This window comes from Fictibacillus iocasae, assembly GCF_042665465.1.
GTDB classification, from domain to species: domain Bacteria; phylum Bacillota; class Bacilli; order Bacillales; family Fictibacillaceae; genus Fictibacillus; species Fictibacillus iocasae.
Genome location: NZ_JBHTCP010000004.1, coordinates 36,831 through 54,196, shown reverse-complemented (window position 1 = coordinate 54,196; position 17,366 = coordinate 36,831). Strand labels below are relative to the sequence as shown.

Genomic DNA, 17,366 nt, shown 5'->3' with positions numbered 1-17,366 from the left:
AACTTTTATTTCCATTATTCCGAATAACCCTTGATTTCTATTAAAGAATGGTTGAGGCCGGCTCATTGCCGAGCATTTGGATAATATGATTATCTTCATCCATCACGGCCACTTTCGGCTGATGATTTCTAGCCTCTTCCTCCGAATACATACCATAAGTGATCACGATGATCACATCGCCAACTTGCACGAGTCTGGCTGCAGCGCCATTAAGGCAGAACACGCCGCTCCCTCTTTCACCTGGAATGATATAGGTTTCAAAGCGTGCACCATTGTTATTATTGACAATCTGAACCTTTTCATTTGCCATCATGTCGACCGCATCAAGAATATCTTCATCGATCGTGATGCTTCCTACATAGTTCAAGTTCGCCTCTGTTACACGGGCACGGTGAATTTTGCCTTTCATCAATGTTCTAAACATCATTATTCCTCTTTTCTTTTCCATCAGATGATCGATCAATCAGGATGTTATCGATGAGCCTAGCTTTACTATATTTAACAGCAGCAGCCGCAATCAAGCGGGCGCTATTGTCGTTTGGCGGCAATAGTTCTGGATAGGAAAGAATTTCGGCATAATCAACTTCGCCTGAAACTCTTTGAGCAAGAGAACGTCCAAATCTTTTTTGTGCCTCGTTCACATTCATCCCTGAAAGCAGCATCTCGCCCGCTTCCTTAAGTGCCGCATAGATGCCTGCCGCTTCTGTTCTCTCTTCTTTTGTTAAAAAAACATTTCTTGAACTCTTAGCAAGACCGTCTTTTTCCCGCACAGTGTCGCATGGCACGATGTTTACCGGTAGGTTCAGATCGCTCACCATCGCTTCGATAACGGAGACTTGCTGAGCATCTTTTAAGCCGAAATAAGCACGATCAGGCTGTGTGAGCATGAATAGCTTGGCTACAACAGTCGCCACGCCGTCGAAGTGGCCTTTTCTACTCCCGCCGCATAAGACATCAGCCCGCTCACTCACCTTTAAAGTAACAGTCGGCTGCTTCGGGTACATCATTTCAACGGAAGGATGAAATAAAAGGTCTGTCCCGGACTCCGCTGCAAGCATTTGATCACGCTCGATGTCTCTGGGATATCGGTCAAAATCTTCATTTGGGCCAAACTGCAGCGGATTGACAAAAATACTCACAATAACATAGTCGTTTTCCGCTTTAGCTCGCCTGATCAATGAAAGGTGCCCTTCATGAAGGTATCCCATCGTTGGCACAAAGCCGATCGTTCTGTCTGCTTTTTTCTGGTCAGTGATGCATTGCTTTAATTCGGCTGCTGTATGGATCGTTTTCATCGCTCTTTGCCTCCATATAAAGTGGGCAGTTCTTCTTCTTTCATCGTGAAGGAATGTTCTTGTGCCGGAAAAGTCCCGTTCTTTACTTCTTGTTTATACGAGGTGAGAGCATCTAAGATTACAGGCGATATTTCGCCATACTTTTTCACGAATTTTGGGACATGATGGCTGCCGTAACCAACAATATCATGGTATACAAGCACTTGTCCGTCCGCTCCAGCTCCCGCACCGATGCCGATGACAGGGATTTGAAGCGCTTCAGATGCAATCTCGGCAAGCTGCTGCGGCACACATTCAAGAACGATCGCAAATGCGCCTGATTGCTCAAGTTTTTTGGCATCTTCAATCAAAGCTTCGGCTTCTTTTCTTTGTTTGCCATGCACTTTATATCCGCCCTCAACACCGACAGATTGAGGAGTGAGTCCTAGATGCCCCATCACTGGAACACCAGAATCTGTTAATCGTTTTACCGTCTCCGCTATTTTTCCGCCGCCTTCCAGCTTGACAGCAGAAGCTCCAGACTCCTGCATGATGCGGCGTGCGTTATCGAGCGTCGTATCAATGGATCCATGATAGGACATGAACGGCATATCGGTCACGACAAAGGTGCTTGCTGCTCCCCGTCTGACCGTTTTGGTATGGTAGATCATCTCATCAACCGTGACGGGAATGGTGGTTTCATAGCCAAGAACGACCATTCCAAGGGAATCACCGACAAGGATCAGATCCATACCAGCCTGCTCACAAAGAACAGCGGAAGGATAATCGTAAGCTGTCATCATCACGATCTTTTCTTTATTTTGTTTCATCTGAGCAAGGCTCTTTACTGTTTTCATATTTCCTCCTTATTAAGGAGCAGAGGCATTTTCTAGGGAACAGCTGCAAGCTAAATAGCGGCCCATAAAAAAACTTCTTCCGTATAAAAGGAAGAAGTTCAAGCGCTGTTTAGTGAAGTTTCCCCCTCTGTCCCGGTCCCTTTGGATCTAGGCAGATCAAGCTATACAGTTAAAACCATTTCGGTACAAAGTGCAGTTCCAAACAGGATTTGGATACCGCCCATTACTAGTGTAACATGTTCTGTTTACTCATTAGTACTAATTTCTATATCGGCAGAGTAGATGCTGTGCACACGTCCTTCATCATCCTCAAGCAGAAGGACTCCATCGTCTGTAATTCCCTTGGCAAGACCCTTCACTGTTCCGTTTAAGCTTCTAGCCGTGATCCTCCTGCCCAAACTCAGCGCACGCGACTCCCACAAAAGCTTGATCAGGCCAAATCCGTCCTTTAAATAAATATCATACAATTCCTCTATCTCTAGCATGACCGCTGCGATCAGATCGGCACGGACAAATTCTTTTCCAGACTCAATATGAAGAGATGTCGCGATCGACCGGATGTCCTCTTGGAAATGCTCGAGTTTCTGGTTGATGTTCATGCCCATTCCGATGATGACAGAGTGAATTTGATCCGCTTCTGCCTGTAGCTCAGTTAAAATGCCTACGATTTTTTTCCCATTGAGAAGAATGTCGTTAGGCCATTTAATATCCGCAGCAAGACCTGTTTTCTTTTCAATCGCCCTCACTACAGCGACTGCTGTTAATAAAGTAAGCTGCGGGGCCTTTTGCAAAGGAATGCGGGGCTTTAAGATCAGGCTCATCCAAATGCCCGTGCCGCTAGGAGAATGCCAGCTGCGGCCCAGTCTGCCCCGCCCCCCCGTCTGTTCATCCGCAACAACCAGCATTCCTTCTTCATCCGCCTTAGCGGCTTCATGATGTGCCATCTCTTGCGTGCTCTTTAACGAAGGATAATAGTGAATCTTTCTTCCTAGCCGCTCTGTTTCAAGCCTCAGCATGATTTCTTCAGATGTCACAGCGTCTGGAGAACGCAGCAGCCTGTATCCCTTTTTCTGAACTGCTTCAATTTCATAGCCTGCAGCTCTAAGGTCGCTGACGTGTTTCCATATTGCCGTTCTAGAGCAGTTCAGCACGTTGGATATGTCCTGTCCTGAAACATATTCGTTTTCGTTAGCCTTAAGCATGTGAAGGAGGGTTTCTTTCATCCTTCCACCTCCTTATAAAATGTAGGACGTCTTCCTCGCTGCATGATAAAACACCTGTTACCACCGCATGTTCTAACGACTGAAGCAGCTTCCCGAGCCAAGGCCCCGGACGGTCACCTATTAAGGCAGATACCTGACTCCCGCTTACTGGCAGTTCCGTCCGTGATTTTATCGGCAGTGCTTCATACGCGCTTAGAAGTCTTTCTATTCCGTCCTCGCTATGAACACAGACAGCCGCACAGGCTGTTCTAAATGCGGACACAGCTGAGGAAATACCAGTGTGATACACATGCCAGCTAAGAGGCAGGCTGCAGCGCATCATCGCTGAAACAATTTTCTCACTTTGCTTTGCAGTGGTTCCCGGCAATTTCCAATCTCTCAAGAAACCTGAACAGTCTTTATGAGAAGAAAGATAGAATAATAAGGCCATTTTTTCTGAATCGGATTGAAGGGCGGGCCAGTCGGCATGCGGTGCTGTCAGATCATTCAAGCCCGGAAGATGGTTCATGACGCCAAGATCTTGCATGCTTGCCAGCACGTCTGATGCATAAGGATGGGACAGCAGCTTCAGCAATTCATCGCGCTTTCTTTCAGTAGATATTTTCTCTAGAAGATAAGAAAGTGCGCCTGCAGCCGCCTTTGTCTCCTCTTCCAGTGAGAATCCATACTTTGCTGCAAACCGAAATGCCCTCATGATTCTTAAAGGGTCTTCTCGAAAACGCTCTTGTGCAGCACCGACCGTTTGTATCACCCTTCTTTTTAGTGCATCTCTTCCCCCATAAGGATCATACAGGTTGTAATCAGCATCCATCGCCATCGCGTTAAACGTGAAATCACGTCGGGCAAGATCGCGCTCTAATGAAGAAGTGAACGCCACTGTTGAAGGCCTTCTGTAATCCTTGTATTCACCTTCTGTCCGAAACGTGGTCACCTCATAAGAAATCCCGCCTTCTCTCACGATCACGGTGCCGTGATCAATGCCGACTGGAATGGTCTTTGTGAAAATCCTCACCACTTCTTCAGGCAAAGCAGAAGTAGCGATATCAATATCATGTACAGGTGAAGAAAGGACAGCATCACGGACACAGCCCCCAACAAAATAAGCTTCATATCCAAGAGATGTTAATTTCTTCAGCACGTTCTTTGCTTGTTCAAAGATTGGCCGGCTCTTCATTTTTCAGAAAGAACCTTAAAATAGACGTCTTCATACTCGCTCACGATTTTCTCAGAGGCGAAGTGAGCTTGTACATGCCTTACAGCGTTCAGCGAAAACACAGCATGTTTCTCTGAATCACTGAGCAAGCTGACCGCTCGTTCAGCCGCTTGCTCAACGTCTCCGAGCGGGACGATATATCCTGTCTCACCATCAGCGATAACTTCCGGTATGCCGCCGATATCACTTCCGATAACGGGTACACCGCAGGCCATGGCCTCTAGCAGGACAAGACCGAAACTCTCTTTTTCAGAAAGAAGAATTTTCAGATCTGATATCGAAAAAAGGTCCGCCACTTTTTCTTGTTTTCCAAGAAACAGGACGTGATCCTGAATGCCGAGTTCTCTCACCCGTTCACAAGCTGCCGTCAGTTCTGGCCCGTTTCCGATCAGAAGCAGCTTAGACGGAATTTGTTCATTAATCTTCGAAAATGTACAAATCACATCTTGTATGCGTTTTACACCTCGAAAATTGGATATATGAACGATCACTTTTTCATCATCTTCAATGCCATATGCTTTCTTGAGAGAAAGGTTATCCCGCCTGTAATATTCTCGTTCATCGACAAAATTATGGATCGGGATGATTTCCTTGTCCGCCTTCAACAGGTTTTGTGTGTCTTTTTTCAAACTATGCGAGACAGAAGTGACAGCATCAGACGCTTCGATGCCAAAGCGGATCATTTCGCTCAATCCCGGGTCATAACCGAGCACGGTAATGTCTGTGCCATGCAGGGTCGTCACGATCTTCACCGTGCCTCCGAGCATCTGTTTAGCCAGGAAGGCGCAGACCGCATGCGGGACCGCATAATGGACATGGAGGAGATCGAGCTTTTCACGTTTGGCGACTTCCGCCATCTTGCTCGCAAGTGCCAGATCGTACGGCGGATACTTAAAAACAGAATAATGATTCACTTCTACTTCATGATAAAACACGTTGTGGTATACCTTCCCGAGCCGGAACGGCATGCTGGAGGTGATAAAATGAATTTCATGGCCTCGTTCAGCGAGAAGCTTTCCGAGCTCGGTTGCTACAACACCTGAACCTCCAACTGTTGGATAGCAGGTTATCCCTATTTTTAATCCCATAAATGCTCCTTATAACGTATTCAGCACGATCGGTTTTTTCGAATAAAAGCCTTCTGCATACACTGACCCCGCCTCTGCTCCAAAAAGCCTTTCTCTAGCCGAAACAGCTTCAATATAACCATTGACGAGAGGAGTGTCGAAGCTGTTTTCCTGCTTGACGAACTGCGAGGCGTACGAATTCAGCGCTTCTATTTTATAACGGTAAAAATCAGAAACATCGATTAAGACCTGAGGTGTCTTGATGCCGTTGATGCTGTAAAAATACACTGATTTGACGCGGTGAGGGGCGAGATTTTCTTTATCTTGCACATTCTTTACACCAGCAGAAAAAACAGCTTCCTCGACAAGAGACGCACAATGTCCGTGATCGGGATGACGGTCTTCCCAATAAGGTGCAAATACGGTGGCCGGCTTTATCTTACGGATCATCCAGACGAGCTCGTTCACATAATGTGTTGACAGGTACAGCCCCCTGTCTGGAAGGCCGAGATTGTATCTCTCGGATATACCGAGTACGGCGGCAGCCCGTTCTGCTTCTTCCAGCCTCGTTTCCACTGTGCCGTTGCTAGACAGTTCAGCTTTGGTCAAGTCACATATGTAGACCTCACGTCCGCTCGCCGTCTCTTTCTTTATTGTTGCGGCCATGCCGATTTCTACATCATCCGCATGGGCACCAAAAGCGAGCCACGGATTTTTTTCAATCATTTGCCGCTCTCCCGGTCACTTAATATTTTTCTCCAGTCCAAGTCGCCTCGCTCTACCGCTTTAATAAATAACTCGGCACTTGCTGCATTTGTTGCGAGCGGCACATGATACACATCGCAAAGTCTCATAAGGGCAGACACATCCGGCTCATGCGGCTGAGCGGTGAGTGGATCTCGAAAGAACAGCACAAGATCCAATCCGTCTTCTGCGATTAAGGCACCGATCTGCTGATCCCCGCCGAGCGGGCCTGACTTAAAGCGATGGACGTTTAAGCCAGATGCCTCTGTGATTTTTGTTCCTGTCGTGCCCGTCGCAAACAAGTCATGCTCTGTGAGAATGTCACGGTAAGCAACCGTAAAATTGATCATTTCCTGCTTTTTCTTATCATGTGCAATCAATGCTATTTTCATAGAAATCTCCTTGTCTACTGTATGATGTTTTCAAGCCCGTATACGAGCTGATCGATCTTCATAACATTCTCGACGGCCAGTCGAATGCCCGGCATAAAGGATGAGCGGTTCATCGAATCATGCTTGATGGTCAGTGTCTGTCCTTCTCCTCCAAAAATGACTTCCTGGTGTGCGACAAGGCCAGGCAGGCGGACACTATGAATACGCATCCCATCGAGTTCCGCGCCTCGAGCGCCCGCAATGTCCTCGGTTTCCTGCGGATGCCCTTGCTTCACTGCTTCCCTTACCTCATTAATGAGCTGCGCCGTTTTCAGGGCAGTTCCTGACGGAGAATCCAGCTTCTGATCATGATGCTTTTCGATGATTTCTACATGCGGAAGATATTTCGCAGCCATCTGTGAAAATTTCATCATTAATATTGCGCCGATCGCAAAATTCGGTGCGATGATAGCACCCGTCTCTCTTTCGTCTGCAAGCTGTGACAGCCGTTTCAGGTCATCTTCAGAGAAGCCAGTCGTCCCGATAACAGGACGCACTTTTCGCTCCAGTGCAATTTCAAGATGCTTCTTCCCGATCTCAGGCTTTGTCAGATCAATGAGCACGTCTGCCTGTACTTCATCTAGGCATATGTCAAGGTCTTCATATATGACAGCATCTAAGGGAGGAAGCCCAGGCAAATCCTTGATCTTTTTGCCTCCGTTGCGGGAGTCTATTGCCGCTGCCAGATGAAAGTGAGGAGTGCTCTCGATCATCTTTAATGCCTCTGAACCCATCTTTCCGCGCGGTCCTGCAAGTACGATTTTTATTAATTCCATCACGATTCCCTGCTTTCGTCCATTTTTGTCCATCTGTCTTTATCTCGTGTATTGAACTTTTTCATCACCATATCGAGTGCTTCATCGAGGTCAATCGATAAGGAATTGGCTAAACAAATTAGCACGAAGAACAGATCACCGAGTTCTTCCTCGATCTTTTTTTCTCCTTCACTGCTTTTCTTCGGCTTTTCACCGTATGTATGATTGATCTCGCGGGCAAGCTCCCCCAGTTCTTCCGTCATCCTAGCAAGCATAGCGAGCGGACTGAAATAGCCTTCTTTAAACTGGCTGATATACTCGTCTACCTCTGTCTGCCTCTCTTTTACACTTCTATTATCCACAATATCACTCCATTCATTTCTATGGTATAAGGAAAAAGCGTGTTTGACAAATTTCTTAGTGTGTTGCAAGCCCCCTTCACCTTCATTATAATGAGGAAGGCACAGAAAGACTGTATTTGCTTGATATGAAGGAGGAAACATCATGAATTACCCGATTCGCGGAAAAAACATTTTCTTTATTTTACTTGGCGCTGCCATCTTTTCTTTTGGCATCGTTCATTTTAATATGACGAACAACCTTGCCGAGGGAGGGTTTACAGGGATCACGCTCATTCTTTATTTTCTTTTTGATATCGATCCTTCCTATTCCAACCTTGCACTGAACATCCCCTTGTTCTTTATCGGCTGGAGACTGCTTGGCCGCACCTCGTTTATCTACACGGTAATCGGCACCGTCTCCGTATCCGTATTTTTATTCATCTTTCAGCGATATTCCACGTTAACGATGGATTTAAAGGATGACATGACGCTTGCTGCACTTTTTGCGGGAGTGTTCATCGGAATCGGCCTTGGGATTACGTTTCGATATGGCGGAACGACAGGCGGAGTTGATATTATCGCCCGGCTCGGACATAAATATCTTGGCTGGAGCATGGGTAAGACAATGTTCATGTTCGATTTTGTCGTCATCGCCATGTCACTCGTTTATTTGGACTATCGAGAAGCGATGTACACGCTTGTCGCTGTTTTCGTCGGCGCCCGTGTGATTGATTTTATGCAAGAAGGCGCGTATGCCGGAAAGGCTGTCATGGTCGTCTCTGAGTACAATTCAGAGATTGCAGCCAACATTATGAAAGAACTGGACCGAGGAGCGACGATCTTAAACGGTAAAGGAACGTTCACAGGAAACTTGAGAGAAGTGCTTTACTGTGTCATCGCCAAAAATGAAATCGTCCGTCTGAAGCAGGTGATCGAGCGTATCGATCCTCATGCATTCGTAACAGTCAACGATGTTCACGAGGTCATCGGCGAAGGGTTCACTCTCGACGCCAATAAAAATCCGATCGGTCGTTGATCAGCTTTGAAAAAGAACGTTGGCTGACGCCAAGCCTCTCTCCAGCGTTTAACTGTTTATCTGGTGTAACGATCAGCTTCAAAAAAAGTGATACTCTCATATCGTGACGAAAAAACCCCCTGCTGAACGCCAAGTAGCGTACAGCAGGGGGTTTCTTACTCATCGCTGTTGTTCATGCCCACGAACATAAGGACGAAACGAAGTAGTTCTAGCAAGGCGACCAGTGCTGCGGCCACGTATGTGAGAGCAGCAGCGTTCAGCACCTTTCTCGCTCCTTTTTGTTCATCAGCACGTATCATTCCTGAAGCAGATATTTCCTTCATCGCCCTCGAGCTCGCGTTAAACTCTACAGGCAGCGTCACAATCTGAAAGACGACAGCGGCTGCCATGAATACGATGCCAAGCAGAAATAAATTGGCTGCCTGCATAAGCATTCCCGCCAAGATAAGGATGAAAGAAAAACTAGATCCTATATTCGCGACTGGAACCAGTGCGTGGCGTATCTTTAAAGGCGCATAGCCTTTCGCATCCTGGATGGCATGTCCGACTTCATGCGCAGCAACTGCCGCTCCCGCAATGGAATGGCCATAATAGTTGCTTTCTGAAAGTCTTACCGTTTTGCTTCGTGGATCGTAATGATCCGACAGCATGCCCTTAAACGGCTCCACGTCCACATGCTCCAGTCCGTTGCGGTCCAATATTCCTCGCGCAACCTCTGCACCTGTCAGACCAGACTCATTTGCTACTTTGGAATATTTCTTGTACGTGCTTTTCACTCTCATGCTTGCCCAGATCGGAATAATGAGCAAGATCAGAAAATAGATTAAATAACCGCCCATCTTTATCACTCCAGTTTCTTTTTACTGCATGTACAGGATATTTCTATTTTCCTTCCCCGTCAAAGAAAATGCTTATTTTCCTTCCGCATTCACTGCTTTTTCTTTCTCTCCATTATACTTTCTCCAGCTGACGTAACTTAATGTACTAAAAATGATTCCTCCGATAGAAAAGATAAGCCAAAAGATGGAAGGATCTGATTCGTCCTCTTCCGCCTGGAACACAGACTCAAAATCGGCAGCTGCTGTCTCTATGCGAATCTGCTCTTCTTCACTCTTGAACATGGTCATCCTCTTGTTTTCAAGAAAACTTAAATGACCATCAAGCAAAGCCAGCTTATCATCCGAAAGGTCCATCACTAATGCGGGCCTGATCGTCTCAAATTCTTGGAGGAACTGGTTGAGAGCCACGTTGAATTTTTCCTTTTCCTGTTTCATTGCCGCCTTCTGCATTTCTTCAAAGGGAGCCATTACGGTAAGCTCTGCCTGCTTCCATAATGGCTGGTTTTCCGACTGCAGAGCGTCTACGAGCATCATGACCTCTGTAACCTTCATCAGCTTTCCTTTATTACTTTCCTCATTACTGCCAAGCGTAAACAGGGTCGTGTCAAAAGTGTGCTGCAGCACTCTCTGCTTTTCAGGTGTTAACCCCGTATCCTTTGTTTCAGATAAATATTTTGATGTGTATTTCAGCACAGAAACAGCTTCATCAAACTTTTCCTCTTTGCCTAGGTTCCATGCCTGACCAGCCAGTCTGTTCATTTCTCCCCAAAGTTTTTCTTCGTCTGCACTTTTATTCGCATTGACCGTAACAGTTCCGAAGTATAATGAAAGGCATGTAAGCAACAACGCAACCGCCGCACCTTTTTTCATCCTTGTCCCTCCCAGCTTCTTTAAGATAAAGATATGAAGAGCTGGACAAGGTTAGACCTTTGCTATTGTGTAATTCTCCTTTTTGAAGCTGTAAGGATCCAGACGATGAAAACGGATAGCAGGCTTAGCCAGAAGGTGAAGTACCCAATCTGCTGACTGTACCCTTGTAGAGCAGGATATCTCGGCATCATCCCAAACACATAATCGATGATGTCATTATGAAGCAGGATGACCATTGCAATCATGAGATGAACAGCTTTAATCCGGTAGAACGGGGCATATAAAAGCCCCTCTGCTGCCATCCCGAGGTGAGAGATAATCAGCATATAATTGATCCAGTCAAGCGGTTCACCTGCGAAGCTGCCGCCAACGTTCATGCCAACAGCCCAGATGCCGTATTTAAAAAGAGAAACCGCAGCCAGCGCCTGGAAAAGGCCCGAATTCTTTCCTATTAAAAAACCTAGGAGCACAAAAATAAAAAACAAGCTTGCCGTAGGAGAATCCGGCACAAAAAGCAAAAACTGCACAGGCGTGTCTTTCATCTGGTACTCGTACCAGATGTAGCCATAGATGGTTCCTGCGATGTTGATTATGAGCATCAGCACAAGAAACAGCTTGTTCATTAATATTATTCGTAGGTATGCCAAGCGACTTCCTCCTTGCAGATCATTTTGATATTTTCTATCATTTTCTTTAACTGCTTTTACGCGGTACAGCTTTTTTTCATGTACGATAGATATACATCTTTAATCGTTACGATTGGAGCACAATTTCTCCTCTGTTAAAAAGTTGTATTTTTTTAGTTAAAAAGACCGGCCCTGTAAAGCAGGACCGGTCTTTTCATGATTACTTTTCTAATTTGGAGATGAATGTGGCAAGCTTTTCCAGCTCTTCATCCGTTCCTTTAAACGCGTTAGGCGGCATGCCAGGCGGCTTTCCTTCTTTCGCGATCTTCATGATTTCTTCAGGCTTTAATCCAGTGCCTACAAGGCTTGGCCCAGATGCTCCTCCGCTCATCGTATCACCGTGACAGCCAACGCAGCTTTGCTTTTGATAAATCTTATAGCCCGGATCGTTCTCATCAAAACTGACGTTCACGATTTTCCCTTGCTCTTTCGCTTTTTCCCAATCGTGGGTCACAACAGACTCCCAAGTTAAATATGTAACAGAAATGAGTCCTAAAAGCATAAGGCCAGTAGCAACCGGACGGCGGGAAGGACGACGTTCAGACCCTGTATCAAGGAACGGAGCAAGCAATAGCGCTCCGAACGCCAGTCCTGGAATGATGACAGTCCCGATTAAAACATAATCTCCAGCTGCATACTTGTATTTCAGCAACTGATATAAGAATAAAAAGTACCAGTCAGGAAGCGGGATATATCCAGCATCCGTCGGATCAGCTTTTCTTTCCAGCGGAGACTCGTGCGCGACAGTCAAAATCAAGTAGCCGATCAAGAATACGGCACCAACCATCCATTCTTTTAAAAGAAAGTTTGGCCAGAATGCTTCCGTCTTTCCTGGATACTCCGAATAATCTTTCGGAATGTTCGGCTTTCGTTCTGCCGGGACACGCGAGTCGCCGACAAACTTCATACCTTTACCGCGATGCATACGTTCTCCCTCCTTTGCATGTTGAGAGTTCACTCTCTTGTTTGTTCAATCTGTTTATTCGCTTCTTTTTAAAGCGGTCCTGAAATACCTTGCTTACGGATCATCAAGAAATGCGCTCCCATCAGTCCAAGAAGGGCTGCAGGAAGGAAGAATACATGAATCGCAAAGAAACGAGTTAACGTCTGCGCACCGATGATTTCCCCACCTGCGAGGAACGTTTTGGCGAGCGGTCCGACAACTGGAATCGTCATCGCGATCTCAATCCCTACCTTAGTCGCAAATAATGCTTTCATGTCCCAAGGAAGCAGATAGCCTGTGAAACCGAGCCCAAGCATAACAAAGAAAATCAATACGCCGACAACCCAGTTCAACTCGCGCGGTTTCTTATACGCGCCTTGGAAAAACACGCGCAATGTATGTAAGAACATCATTACGATTACTAAACTTGCACCCCAATGGTGCATGCCTCTTACGATAACGCCGAAAGCCACTTCATTTTGCAGATAATATACAGATTCCCAAGCGTTAATAATATCCGGTACATAATACATCGTAAGGAACATGCCGGATAAAATTTGAATGACGGTAATAAAGAATGTCAATCCTCCGAAACAGTAAACAAACGCCGAAAAGTGATGCGCAGGGTTTACGTGCTCAGGCACTTCGTGATCCGCAACGTCTCTCCAAAGCGGCGTAATATCCAGACGTTCATCAACCCAGTCATAAATTTTTTGAAGCATCCATTACGCCCCCTTTCGCGGTTTTGCCTTTCCTAAATAAAGCTTTCCGTCTTTTACCTTTTGATCATAAACATCAAGCGGTGCAAGCGGAGGAGTTCCCGGTACGTTAATACCGTCTTTCTCATAGCGGCCTAAGTGGCATGGACAGAAGAACTGGTTGGGATGGCTAGGATCCGTGTTCCAGTCGACGACGCAGCCAAGGTGTTTGCAGACAGGAGACAGCGCGATGATATCTCCTTTTTTGGACTTGTATACCCATGCGGACAGCGATACGTCCGACTCATACCATCCGTCTTTTTGCTTGACCTTAAAGTCAAACCGCTTCGGTTCGTTCGTGATCTCATCTACGGTCGTAACCGCTACCAATTTCTGATCAGAGCTGCCCTTAAGCACAGGATCCAGCGCGAACCTAGCCATCGGCATGAGCATGCCAGCAGCCATGAAACCGCCTACACCAGTGAGCGTGTAGTTCAAAAACTGGCGTCTTGAGATATCTTCCTTCGACATTCTTTTCCCCCCCTTGTGGTGTAAGTTCAGGTCCATCCGGACAGATTACACACATCTTACTAGGACATAAACATGATAGCCTAACTTGTCTTTTACTGTCAATATGAACATAGGATCAGTGTGAGTAATTTCACTGTTCCTGCCACTTGCTGAAAATCAGCTGAAAAAGCGGTTTAGCCTGCCCTTTCAGCAGTTCTTCCTTCATTTCAGGGTCCATGCTCTCTACCGGAATCGCCGGCAGCCACAAAAGAGAACCCGATAGTCCGTCTTCGCGGCTTTTCCATTCCACATCGCATGTGACGTAAAATACATGTTTGAACTGTCCGTCATGACATGCATGGCTCGTCCACTCTATTAGCCTGCGGGTTGCTTGCGTACTTTCTTCACCCTCAAGATAGACAAAAGGAGGCGCTAGGTAAAGGCGGCCCGAAAGCTGCCTTTCAAGCTCTTCACAAAGCATTGCAGCATAATCTCCCTCGTTCACTCGCGTCTTGTATGTGCCGCCCAGCGAAAACGGGATAAGCGGGATCAATAGGGTGTCTACAAACGCTCTTGAGTTAAGAAATACATCCGTATCTTTCATTCTCCATTTCATGTTGCTGCTCCTTTCCTATACAAAACTGGCTCTCTCATCCTATCAAAAATAACGGCTCATAAAAAGAACCTCCATAAAGGAAGGTCCTTTTAAAGAAACTTATAAATTTCTTAATTCCATCGTCCATTTTTGAAAACTTTTTTCATCTTTTTGGTCAAGCGCCTCGTTGATTTTTTCCATGAGTGAATGTTTGCGGAACTGAGAGAGCGACTGATCGAGCACCATCTCTGCCCATACTCCGTACTTTCGGTCTGTTGTCATGTTCTGCGGCAAGTATGGGTTTTCCTCCAGAACAGATGCGTATTCCGGTGTCAGTCTTGAAGAATTGAAGTTCAGCTCAAGGTAAATGTTTTCTTCTTGGTTAAGACGAATATCATGAAACGATTTCTCCGCATCGGTCGTCAGCACATTCTGCTTGTAGAATCTGAACGGCACCCCGTCGGCGCATTGTGTCGACATGATAATTGCTTTTGGGCAATATTCAGCTTTTTCCACAAAATGAACACGTTCCATGAGCTGATCATCACTGACTAAGTAATTCAAGAGCCAGACACATTCACGCTTTTTTAACTGGTAGTGATTAAGGAACCATTTCACAAAATCTTTTTTTTCAAGAACGGAAACGATGCTGCCCATACATATCCCCCCATCATTCCAACGCCTTCATGTTTTGTTTATTATATTCTTGATTTCCGCCTAAAATCCTTCACAAAAATAAATCTTTTAAAATTCTTTCAGCCTTCTTAACGTCTCTTCCACCTCCGTCAGATCTGGGGAAGAAATGAGAAGCTTTTCAAATAAAGCAACCGCAATTTTTTGCTCTCCTTCTTCTAAAAGGAAATACGCATATTCTTCTAGGAATTCCGGATCCTCACCCAAGCCTGCAGCAGCTTTTCCAAAATAAACTCTCGCTTTATCGTACTCTTCCAATTCTTTATAAGCGGAAGCTAAATGCCAATCGATAACGGGAATGGTGTCTTCATCCTGATCGACAGAACCGTACAAGCTGACCAGTTCAAGGTAGCGTTCTTCTTTCAGCAGCTGAAACCCAAGGTCAACAAGCAGTTCGAGCTTTTCAGGATTCAATGCGAGCGCTTCTCGTACGTAATGCTCACCCTTTTCACTGTTCTTCAATTTATAAGAAAGCCTGGCTGCCTGCATATAAATATTCTCATTGTATTCGTCACGCTGCAGTCCGTCCTTTGCAGCCTGCAGGGCCTCTTCCAATGCTCCTTCTTGCTCATACGCATAAGACAAAAAAGGATACAGCGTGCTGTAATCTGGATCCATGTCTTTTAATTCTTCTAATGCGGCAATCGCTTTTTTATATTCCCCTGCTTTTAAACTTGTAACCCCGTATCCAAACAGCGTATACAATTCTTTCTTTATTGCCAGACCTTCTTCATACAAAACGAGCGACTCTTCAAACTTGCCTGTTCGGCTCAGTGCTTCTGCAAGCTTAAGTTCGGAATCTTCCATTCCGCCTTCTCTTGCCTTTGCCAGCTGAATAGCGGCTTCCGGAAAGCTGCCGGTCCGCAAATAAAAGTCACCGAAAGCAAACGACAGTACCGGTTCATGAGGATCCGCCTCAACGGCTTCTGTCAGTTTCCTTTCCGCCACCTCAAGCAAGCCTTGCGCTTCATAAATGTCCGCCTGCAGCAGCAGTGACCGCGTGTAGCCTTCCGCTCCCTCACTTACGTTAAGCAAACAGGTCAGCGCTTCTTCTTCCTGACCTTCTTCCATGTAGCACTCTGCCAGCAGAAGCTGTATTTCTTCTGCATCAGGATATTTATCGCTCAGCTCTTTTAATAGAGTGACAGCACTTTCCAAATGTCCGTATGACAAATAAATCTCGGCTAAACCTAATTTATCGTCGTCTCCAGCCTTCTTTTCGGCTGCAGCGAGAAGCTCCATCCCTTCTTTTACAAATCCTCTGTCAATCAGCGTGATTGCTTCGTTCATTTTTTCCATGATTAAACCCCTTTTCGTGCACGGTAATGACTCTTATTATACACGAGCCGGGCGGCCAAGACCAAAACGGCCGGGCAGCCTGATCTTCGTTTCTTTTCCAATGCCCTTATTCATCCACCCAGTCGAACGTAAATAGACAATCCTTCCCCGTATGACAGCCGCTTCGATTTCATCATAGTTTAAAAAAGATAGGGTATAGTCCGTATCGCTTCCACTCATAAGGGTACCCTTTACAGGATACAGCCCTATCTTTTTAAGGAAAATGTCAGGAACTGATGATTCATCATAAAGCTCTGTCCAATACGGAATGTTCTTCTCGACAGCGAGCGCCTTCCAGTGTTTAGCCAGACTTTTTCTTGCTTTTTCTGAAGCAGCATCTGAGAAGTCAGGTACAAAAGTTAGCCTGAACAAATAATTAGCTTCTCTTAACCATTCCCAAGGAAGGCAAAGAAGTTCGTCATGCCGAGACACTTTAAACAAAATAAACGGCACCCGCTCTCTGTTGCATTCCTTTACAAACTCCGGAGTCAGACGGTTTGCTGCGACGGTCACACCTATCAAATAATCGACCGCAGCATTATTAAGGGTATGCTTCATTCTTTTTAATGACTGCTTGATCTCATGATGATAGGTGGCCCTTGCAGAGGTAAGCATCGTCGTCATCCCTTTATCAGAAAGAAGTCTTGCTGCTTTTGCTCCAACACTGTAAAAATCAGATTCATCAGGGTACAAGCATGTTATCACTTTACCTGCTTCAACAGAAAAGCCAGCAAGTGATAACTTTGGCACACTCATACGTATCGGTTTGCTGCTTTTTTCAATGATTTTTCCTTCTTGTGTTAAGTAGTAAGCGATTTGGGTGTCTACCGCCTGCTCAAAAACGTATTTCATGTTTTCCCTCCATACTGAATCTATATAGACAAGCTATGAAGGGAATCGTTTGTATATGAATCGTTTAAAAAACAAAAAAAAGCCCTGACATGTAAGCGCTGTCAGGAAAAGATAATAATATGGATAGGAGTGGAGAGAAACCATATTAACGTCATTATAAAACCGTATTAAAAAATAATCAAGCTGTTTTTTGAAAATTTAGATAATAAAGGGCAATTAGAAGTATTTGAAGCGGTTGATCTCCGTTACAGGTGCACGCTTATCCAGAGGGGTGGCGAAAAGCAGGAATAACTCGTTCAGCCCCGACCAGCAGAAGGTGAAGGGGCAAGGAAGGCGCTCTTTGCCTTCCTGGACCATTCATCCTTCTGACTCGAGGGGCTAGCCACCGCAGCTGGACAAAC

21 protein-coding genes are annotated in these 17,366 nt (G+C 45.7%); 1 reads left to right on the top strand and 20 read right to left on the bottom strand.

Going from position 1 to position 17,366, the window contains the following annotated elements; all coding sequences use genetic code 11:
• Positions 1–40 precede the first annotated feature (40 nt).
• The 10 genes from panD to ACFQPF_RS02455 all read right to left on the bottom strand — a co-directional run bounded on the left by panD (position 41) and on the right by ACFQPF_RS02455 (position 7,926).
• Entirely contained in the window at positions 41–424 is a 384-nt protein-coding gene (panD, locus tag ACFQPF_RS02500) for an aspartate 1-decarboxylase (protein WP_379746500.1), read from the bottom strand.
• Complete coding sequence (gene panC, locus ACFQPF_RS02495; protein ID WP_379746036.1) at positions 417–1,295, bottom strand: pantoate--beta-alanine ligase; 879 nt, start codon at positions 1,293–1,295, stop codon at positions 417–419. The genes panD and panC overlap by 8 nt, the downstream gene beginning before the upstream one ends.
• Complete coding sequence (gene panB / locus ACFQPF_RS02490; protein ID WP_379746033.1) at positions 1,292–2,131, bottom strand: 3-methyl-2-oxobutanoate hydroxymethyltransferase; 840 nt, start codon at positions 2,129–2,131, stop codon at positions 1,292–1,294. Before panB ends, panC begins: the two co-directional genes overlap by 4 nt.
• A gap of 245 nt (positions 2,132–2,376) precedes the next feature.
• Positions 2,377–3,354, bottom strand: coding sequence for a biotin--[acetyl-CoA-carboxylase] ligase (locus ACFQPF_RS02485; protein ID WP_379746030.1), 978 nt, complete (start codon positions 3,352–3,354; stop codon positions 2,377–2,379).
• Positions 3,326–4,528, bottom strand: a complete 1,203-nt coding sequence (locus tag ACFQPF_RS02480) for a CCA tRNA nucleotidyltransferase (protein WP_379746027.1) — start codon at positions 4,526–4,528, stop codon at positions 3,326–3,328. Before ACFQPF_RS02480 ends, ACFQPF_RS02485 begins: the two co-directional genes overlap by 29 nt.
• Complete coding sequence (gene bshA, locus ACFQPF_RS02475; protein ID WP_379746025.1) at positions 4,525–5,655, bottom strand: N-acetyl-alpha-D-glucosaminyl L-malate synthase BshA; 1,131 nt, start codon at positions 5,653–5,655, stop codon at positions 4,525–4,527. The genes ACFQPF_RS02480 and bshA overlap by 4 nt, the downstream gene beginning before the upstream one ends.
• Positions 5,656–5,664: 9 nt before the next feature.
• Positions 5,665–6,360 carry a bacillithiol biosynthesis deacetylase BshB1 gene (gene bshB1, locus ACFQPF_RS02470; protein ID WP_379746023.1) on the bottom strand — a complete coding sequence of 232 codons (696 nt, stop codon included), beginning with the start codon at positions 6,358–6,360 and terminating at the stop codon, positions 5,665–5,667.
• Positions 6,357–6,770 (bottom strand): methylglyoxal synthase, encoded by a 414-nt coding sequence (mgsA, locus tag ACFQPF_RS02465; protein WP_379746020.1) that lies wholly within the window; start codon positions 6,768–6,770, stop codon positions 6,357–6,359. The genes bshB1 and mgsA overlap by 4 nt, the downstream gene beginning before the upstream one ends.
• 14 nt (positions 6,771–6,784) lie before the next feature.
• Positions 6,785–7,585, bottom strand: a complete 801-nt coding sequence (dapB, locus tag ACFQPF_RS02460) for a 4-hydroxy-tetrahydrodipicolinate reductase (RefSeq protein WP_379746017.1) — start codon at positions 7,583–7,585, stop codon at positions 6,785–6,787.
• On the bottom strand, positions 7,585–7,926 hold the full coding sequence (locus tag ACFQPF_RS02455; protein ID WP_379746014.1) for a nucleotide pyrophosphohydrolase: 342 nt from the start codon (positions 7,924–7,926) through the stop codon (positions 7,585–7,587). Before ACFQPF_RS02455 ends, dapB begins: the two co-directional genes overlap by 1 nt.
• A gap of 142 nt (positions 7,927–8,068) precedes the next feature.
• Here ACFQPF_RS02455 and ACFQPF_RS02450 point away from each other — a divergent pair, with 142 nt between their 5' ends.
• Complete coding sequence (locus ACFQPF_RS02450; protein ID WP_379746011.1) at positions 8,069–8,941, top strand: YitT family protein; 873 nt, start codon at positions 8,069–8,071, stop codon at positions 8,939–8,941.
• 155 nt (positions 8,942–9,096) lie between these two features.
• Here the strand turns inward: ACFQPF_RS02450 and ACFQPF_RS02445 are convergent, their stop codons facing one another.
• From ACFQPF_RS02445 to ACFQPF_RS02400, 10 genes are all read right to left on the bottom strand, one after another.
• Positions 9,097–9,780: a zinc metallopeptidase gene (locus tag ACFQPF_RS02445; protein ID WP_379746008.1), complete on the bottom strand. Its 684-nt coding sequence runs from the start codon at positions 9,778–9,780 to the stop codon at positions 9,097–9,099.
• 72 nt (positions 9,781–9,852) lie between these two features.
• The gene (locus tag ACFQPF_RS02440) at positions 9,853–10,650 is read right to left on the bottom strand and encodes a sporulation protein YpjB (RefSeq protein WP_379746005.1); all 798 of its coding nucleotides are present in this window, start codon (positions 10,648–10,650) and stop codon (positions 9,853–9,855) included.
• A 62-nt stretch (positions 10,651–10,712) separates the two neighbouring features.
• Positions 10,713–11,297 (bottom strand): lipoprotein heptaprenylglyceryl N-acetyltransferase LhaT, encoded by a 585-nt coding sequence (lhaT, locus tag ACFQPF_RS02435; RefSeq protein ID WP_379746001.1) that lies wholly within the window; start codon positions 11,295–11,297, stop codon positions 10,713–10,715.
• Between the two features lie 199 nt (positions 11,298–11,496).
• Positions 11,497–12,261 (bottom strand): menaquinol-cytochrome c reductase cytochrome b/c subunit, encoded by a 765-nt coding sequence (locus ACFQPF_RS02430; protein WP_379745998.1) that lies wholly within the window; start codon positions 12,259–12,261, stop codon positions 11,497–11,499.
• 68 nt (positions 12,262–12,329) lie between these two features.
• Positions 12,330–13,001, bottom strand: coding sequence for a menaquinol-cytochrome c reductase cytochrome b subunit (gene qcrB, locus ACFQPF_RS02425; protein ID WP_094250500.1), 672 nt, complete (start codon positions 12,999–13,001; stop codon positions 12,330–12,332).
• A 3-nt stretch (positions 13,002–13,004) separates the two neighbouring features.
• Positions 13,005–13,508: a Rieske (2Fe-2S) protein gene (locus tag ACFQPF_RS02420; protein WP_379745996.1), complete on the bottom strand. Its 504-nt coding sequence runs from the start codon at positions 13,506–13,508 to the stop codon at positions 13,005–13,007.
• Positions 13,509–13,638: 130 nt separating this feature from the next.
• Complete coding sequence (locus tag ACFQPF_RS02415; RefSeq protein WP_379745993.1) at positions 13,639–14,103, bottom strand: YpiF family protein; 465 nt, start codon at positions 14,101–14,103, stop codon at positions 13,639–13,641.
• A gap of 99 nt (positions 14,104–14,202) precedes the next feature.
• Positions 14,203–14,739 carry a ReoY family proteolytic degradation factor gene (locus ACFQPF_RS02410; RefSeq protein WP_379745990.1) on the bottom strand — a complete coding sequence of 179 codons (537 nt, stop codon included), beginning with the start codon at positions 14,737–14,739 and terminating at the stop codon, positions 14,203–14,205.
• 87 nt (positions 14,740–14,826) lie between these two features.
• Positions 14,827–16,074 (bottom strand): tetratricopeptide repeat protein, encoded by a 1,248-nt coding sequence (locus ACFQPF_RS02405; RefSeq protein WP_379745987.1) that lies wholly within the window; start codon positions 16,072–16,074, stop codon positions 14,827–14,829.
• Positions 16,075–16,110: 36 nt separating this feature from the next.
• The gene (locus ACFQPF_RS02400) at positions 16,111–16,965 is read right to left on the bottom strand and encodes a hypothetical protein (protein WP_379745984.1); all 855 of its coding nucleotides are present in this window, start codon (positions 16,963–16,965) and stop codon (positions 16,111–16,113) included.
• Positions 16,966–17,366 lie beyond the last annotated feature (401 nt).

What these genes read in the sequence shown, in the direction of transcription:
- panD (WP_379746500.1), bottom strand. Translation starts at nt 424, where the DNA reads ATGTTTAGAACATTGATGAAAGGCAAAATTCACCGTGCCCGTGTAACA.
- panC (WP_379746036.1), bottom strand. Translation starts at nt 1,295, where the DNA reads ATGAAAACGATCCATACAGCAGCCGAATTAAAGCAATGCATCACTGAC.
- panB (WP_379746033.1), bottom strand. Translation starts at nt 2,131, where the DNA reads ATGAAAACAGTAAAGAGCCTTGCTCAGATGAAACAAAATAAAGAAAAG.
- ACFQPF_RS02485 (WP_379746030.1), bottom strand. Translation starts at nt 3,354, where the DNA reads ATGAAAGAAACCCTCCTTCACATGCTTAAGGCTAACGAAAACGAATAT.
- ACFQPF_RS02480 (WP_379746027.1), bottom strand. Translation starts at nt 4,528, where the DNA reads ATGAAGAGCCGGCCAATCTTTGAACAAGCAAAGAACGTGCTGAAGAAA.
- bshA (WP_379746025.1), bottom strand. Translation starts at nt 5,655, where the DNA reads ATGGGATTAAAAATAGGGATAACCTGCTATCCAACAGTTGGAGGTTCA.
- bshB1 (WP_379746023.1), bottom strand. Translation starts at nt 6,360, where the DNA reads ATGATTGAAAAAAATCCGTGGCTCGCTTTTGGTGCCCATGCGGATGAT.
- mgsA (WP_379746020.1), bottom strand. Translation starts at nt 6,770, where the DNA reads ATGAAAATAGCATTGATTGCACATGATAAGAAAAAGCAGGAAATGATC.
- dapB (WP_379746017.1), bottom strand. Translation starts at nt 7,585, where the DNA reads ATGGAATTAATAAAAATCGTACTTGCAGGACCGCGCGGAAAGATGGGT.
- ACFQPF_RS02450 (WP_379746011.1), top strand. Translation starts at nt 8,069, where the DNA reads ATGAATTACCCGATTCGCGGAAAAAACATTTTCTTTATTTTACTTGGC.
- ACFQPF_RS02445 (WP_379746008.1), bottom strand. Translation starts at nt 9,780, where the DNA reads ATGGGCGGTTATTTAATCTATTTTCTGATCTTGCTCATTATTCCGATC.
- ACFQPF_RS02440 (WP_379746005.1), bottom strand. Translation starts at nt 10,650, where the DNA reads ATGAAAAAAGGTGCGGCGGTTGCGTTGTTGCTTACATGCCTTTCATTA.
- ACFQPF_RS02430 (WP_379745998.1), bottom strand. Translation starts at nt 12,261, where the DNA reads ATGCATCGCGGTAAAGGTATGAAGTTTGTCGGCGACTCGCGTGTCCCG.
- qcrB (WP_094250500.1), bottom strand. Translation starts at nt 13,001, where the DNA reads ATGCTTCAAAAAATTTATGACTGGGTTGATGAACGTCTGGATATTACG.
- ACFQPF_RS02420 (WP_379745996.1), bottom strand. Translation starts at nt 13,508, where the DNA reads ATGTCGAAGGAAGATATCTCAAGACGCCAGTTTTTGAACTACACGCTC.
- ACFQPF_RS02415 (WP_379745993.1), bottom strand. Translation starts at nt 14,103, where the DNA reads ATGAAATGGAGAATGAAAGATACGGATGTATTTCTTAACTCAAGAGCG.
- ACFQPF_RS02410 (WP_379745990.1), bottom strand. Translation starts at nt 14,739, where the DNA reads ATGGGCAGCATCGTTTCCGTTCTTGAAAAAAAAGATTTTGTGAAATGG.
- ACFQPF_RS02405 (WP_379745987.1), bottom strand. Translation starts at nt 16,074, where the DNA reads ATGGAAAAAATGAACGAAGCAATCACGCTGATTGACAGAGGATTTGTA.
- ACFQPF_RS02400 (WP_379745984.1), bottom strand. Translation starts at nt 16,965, where the DNA reads ATGAAATACGTTTTTGAGCAGGCGGTAGACACCCAAATCGCTTACTAC.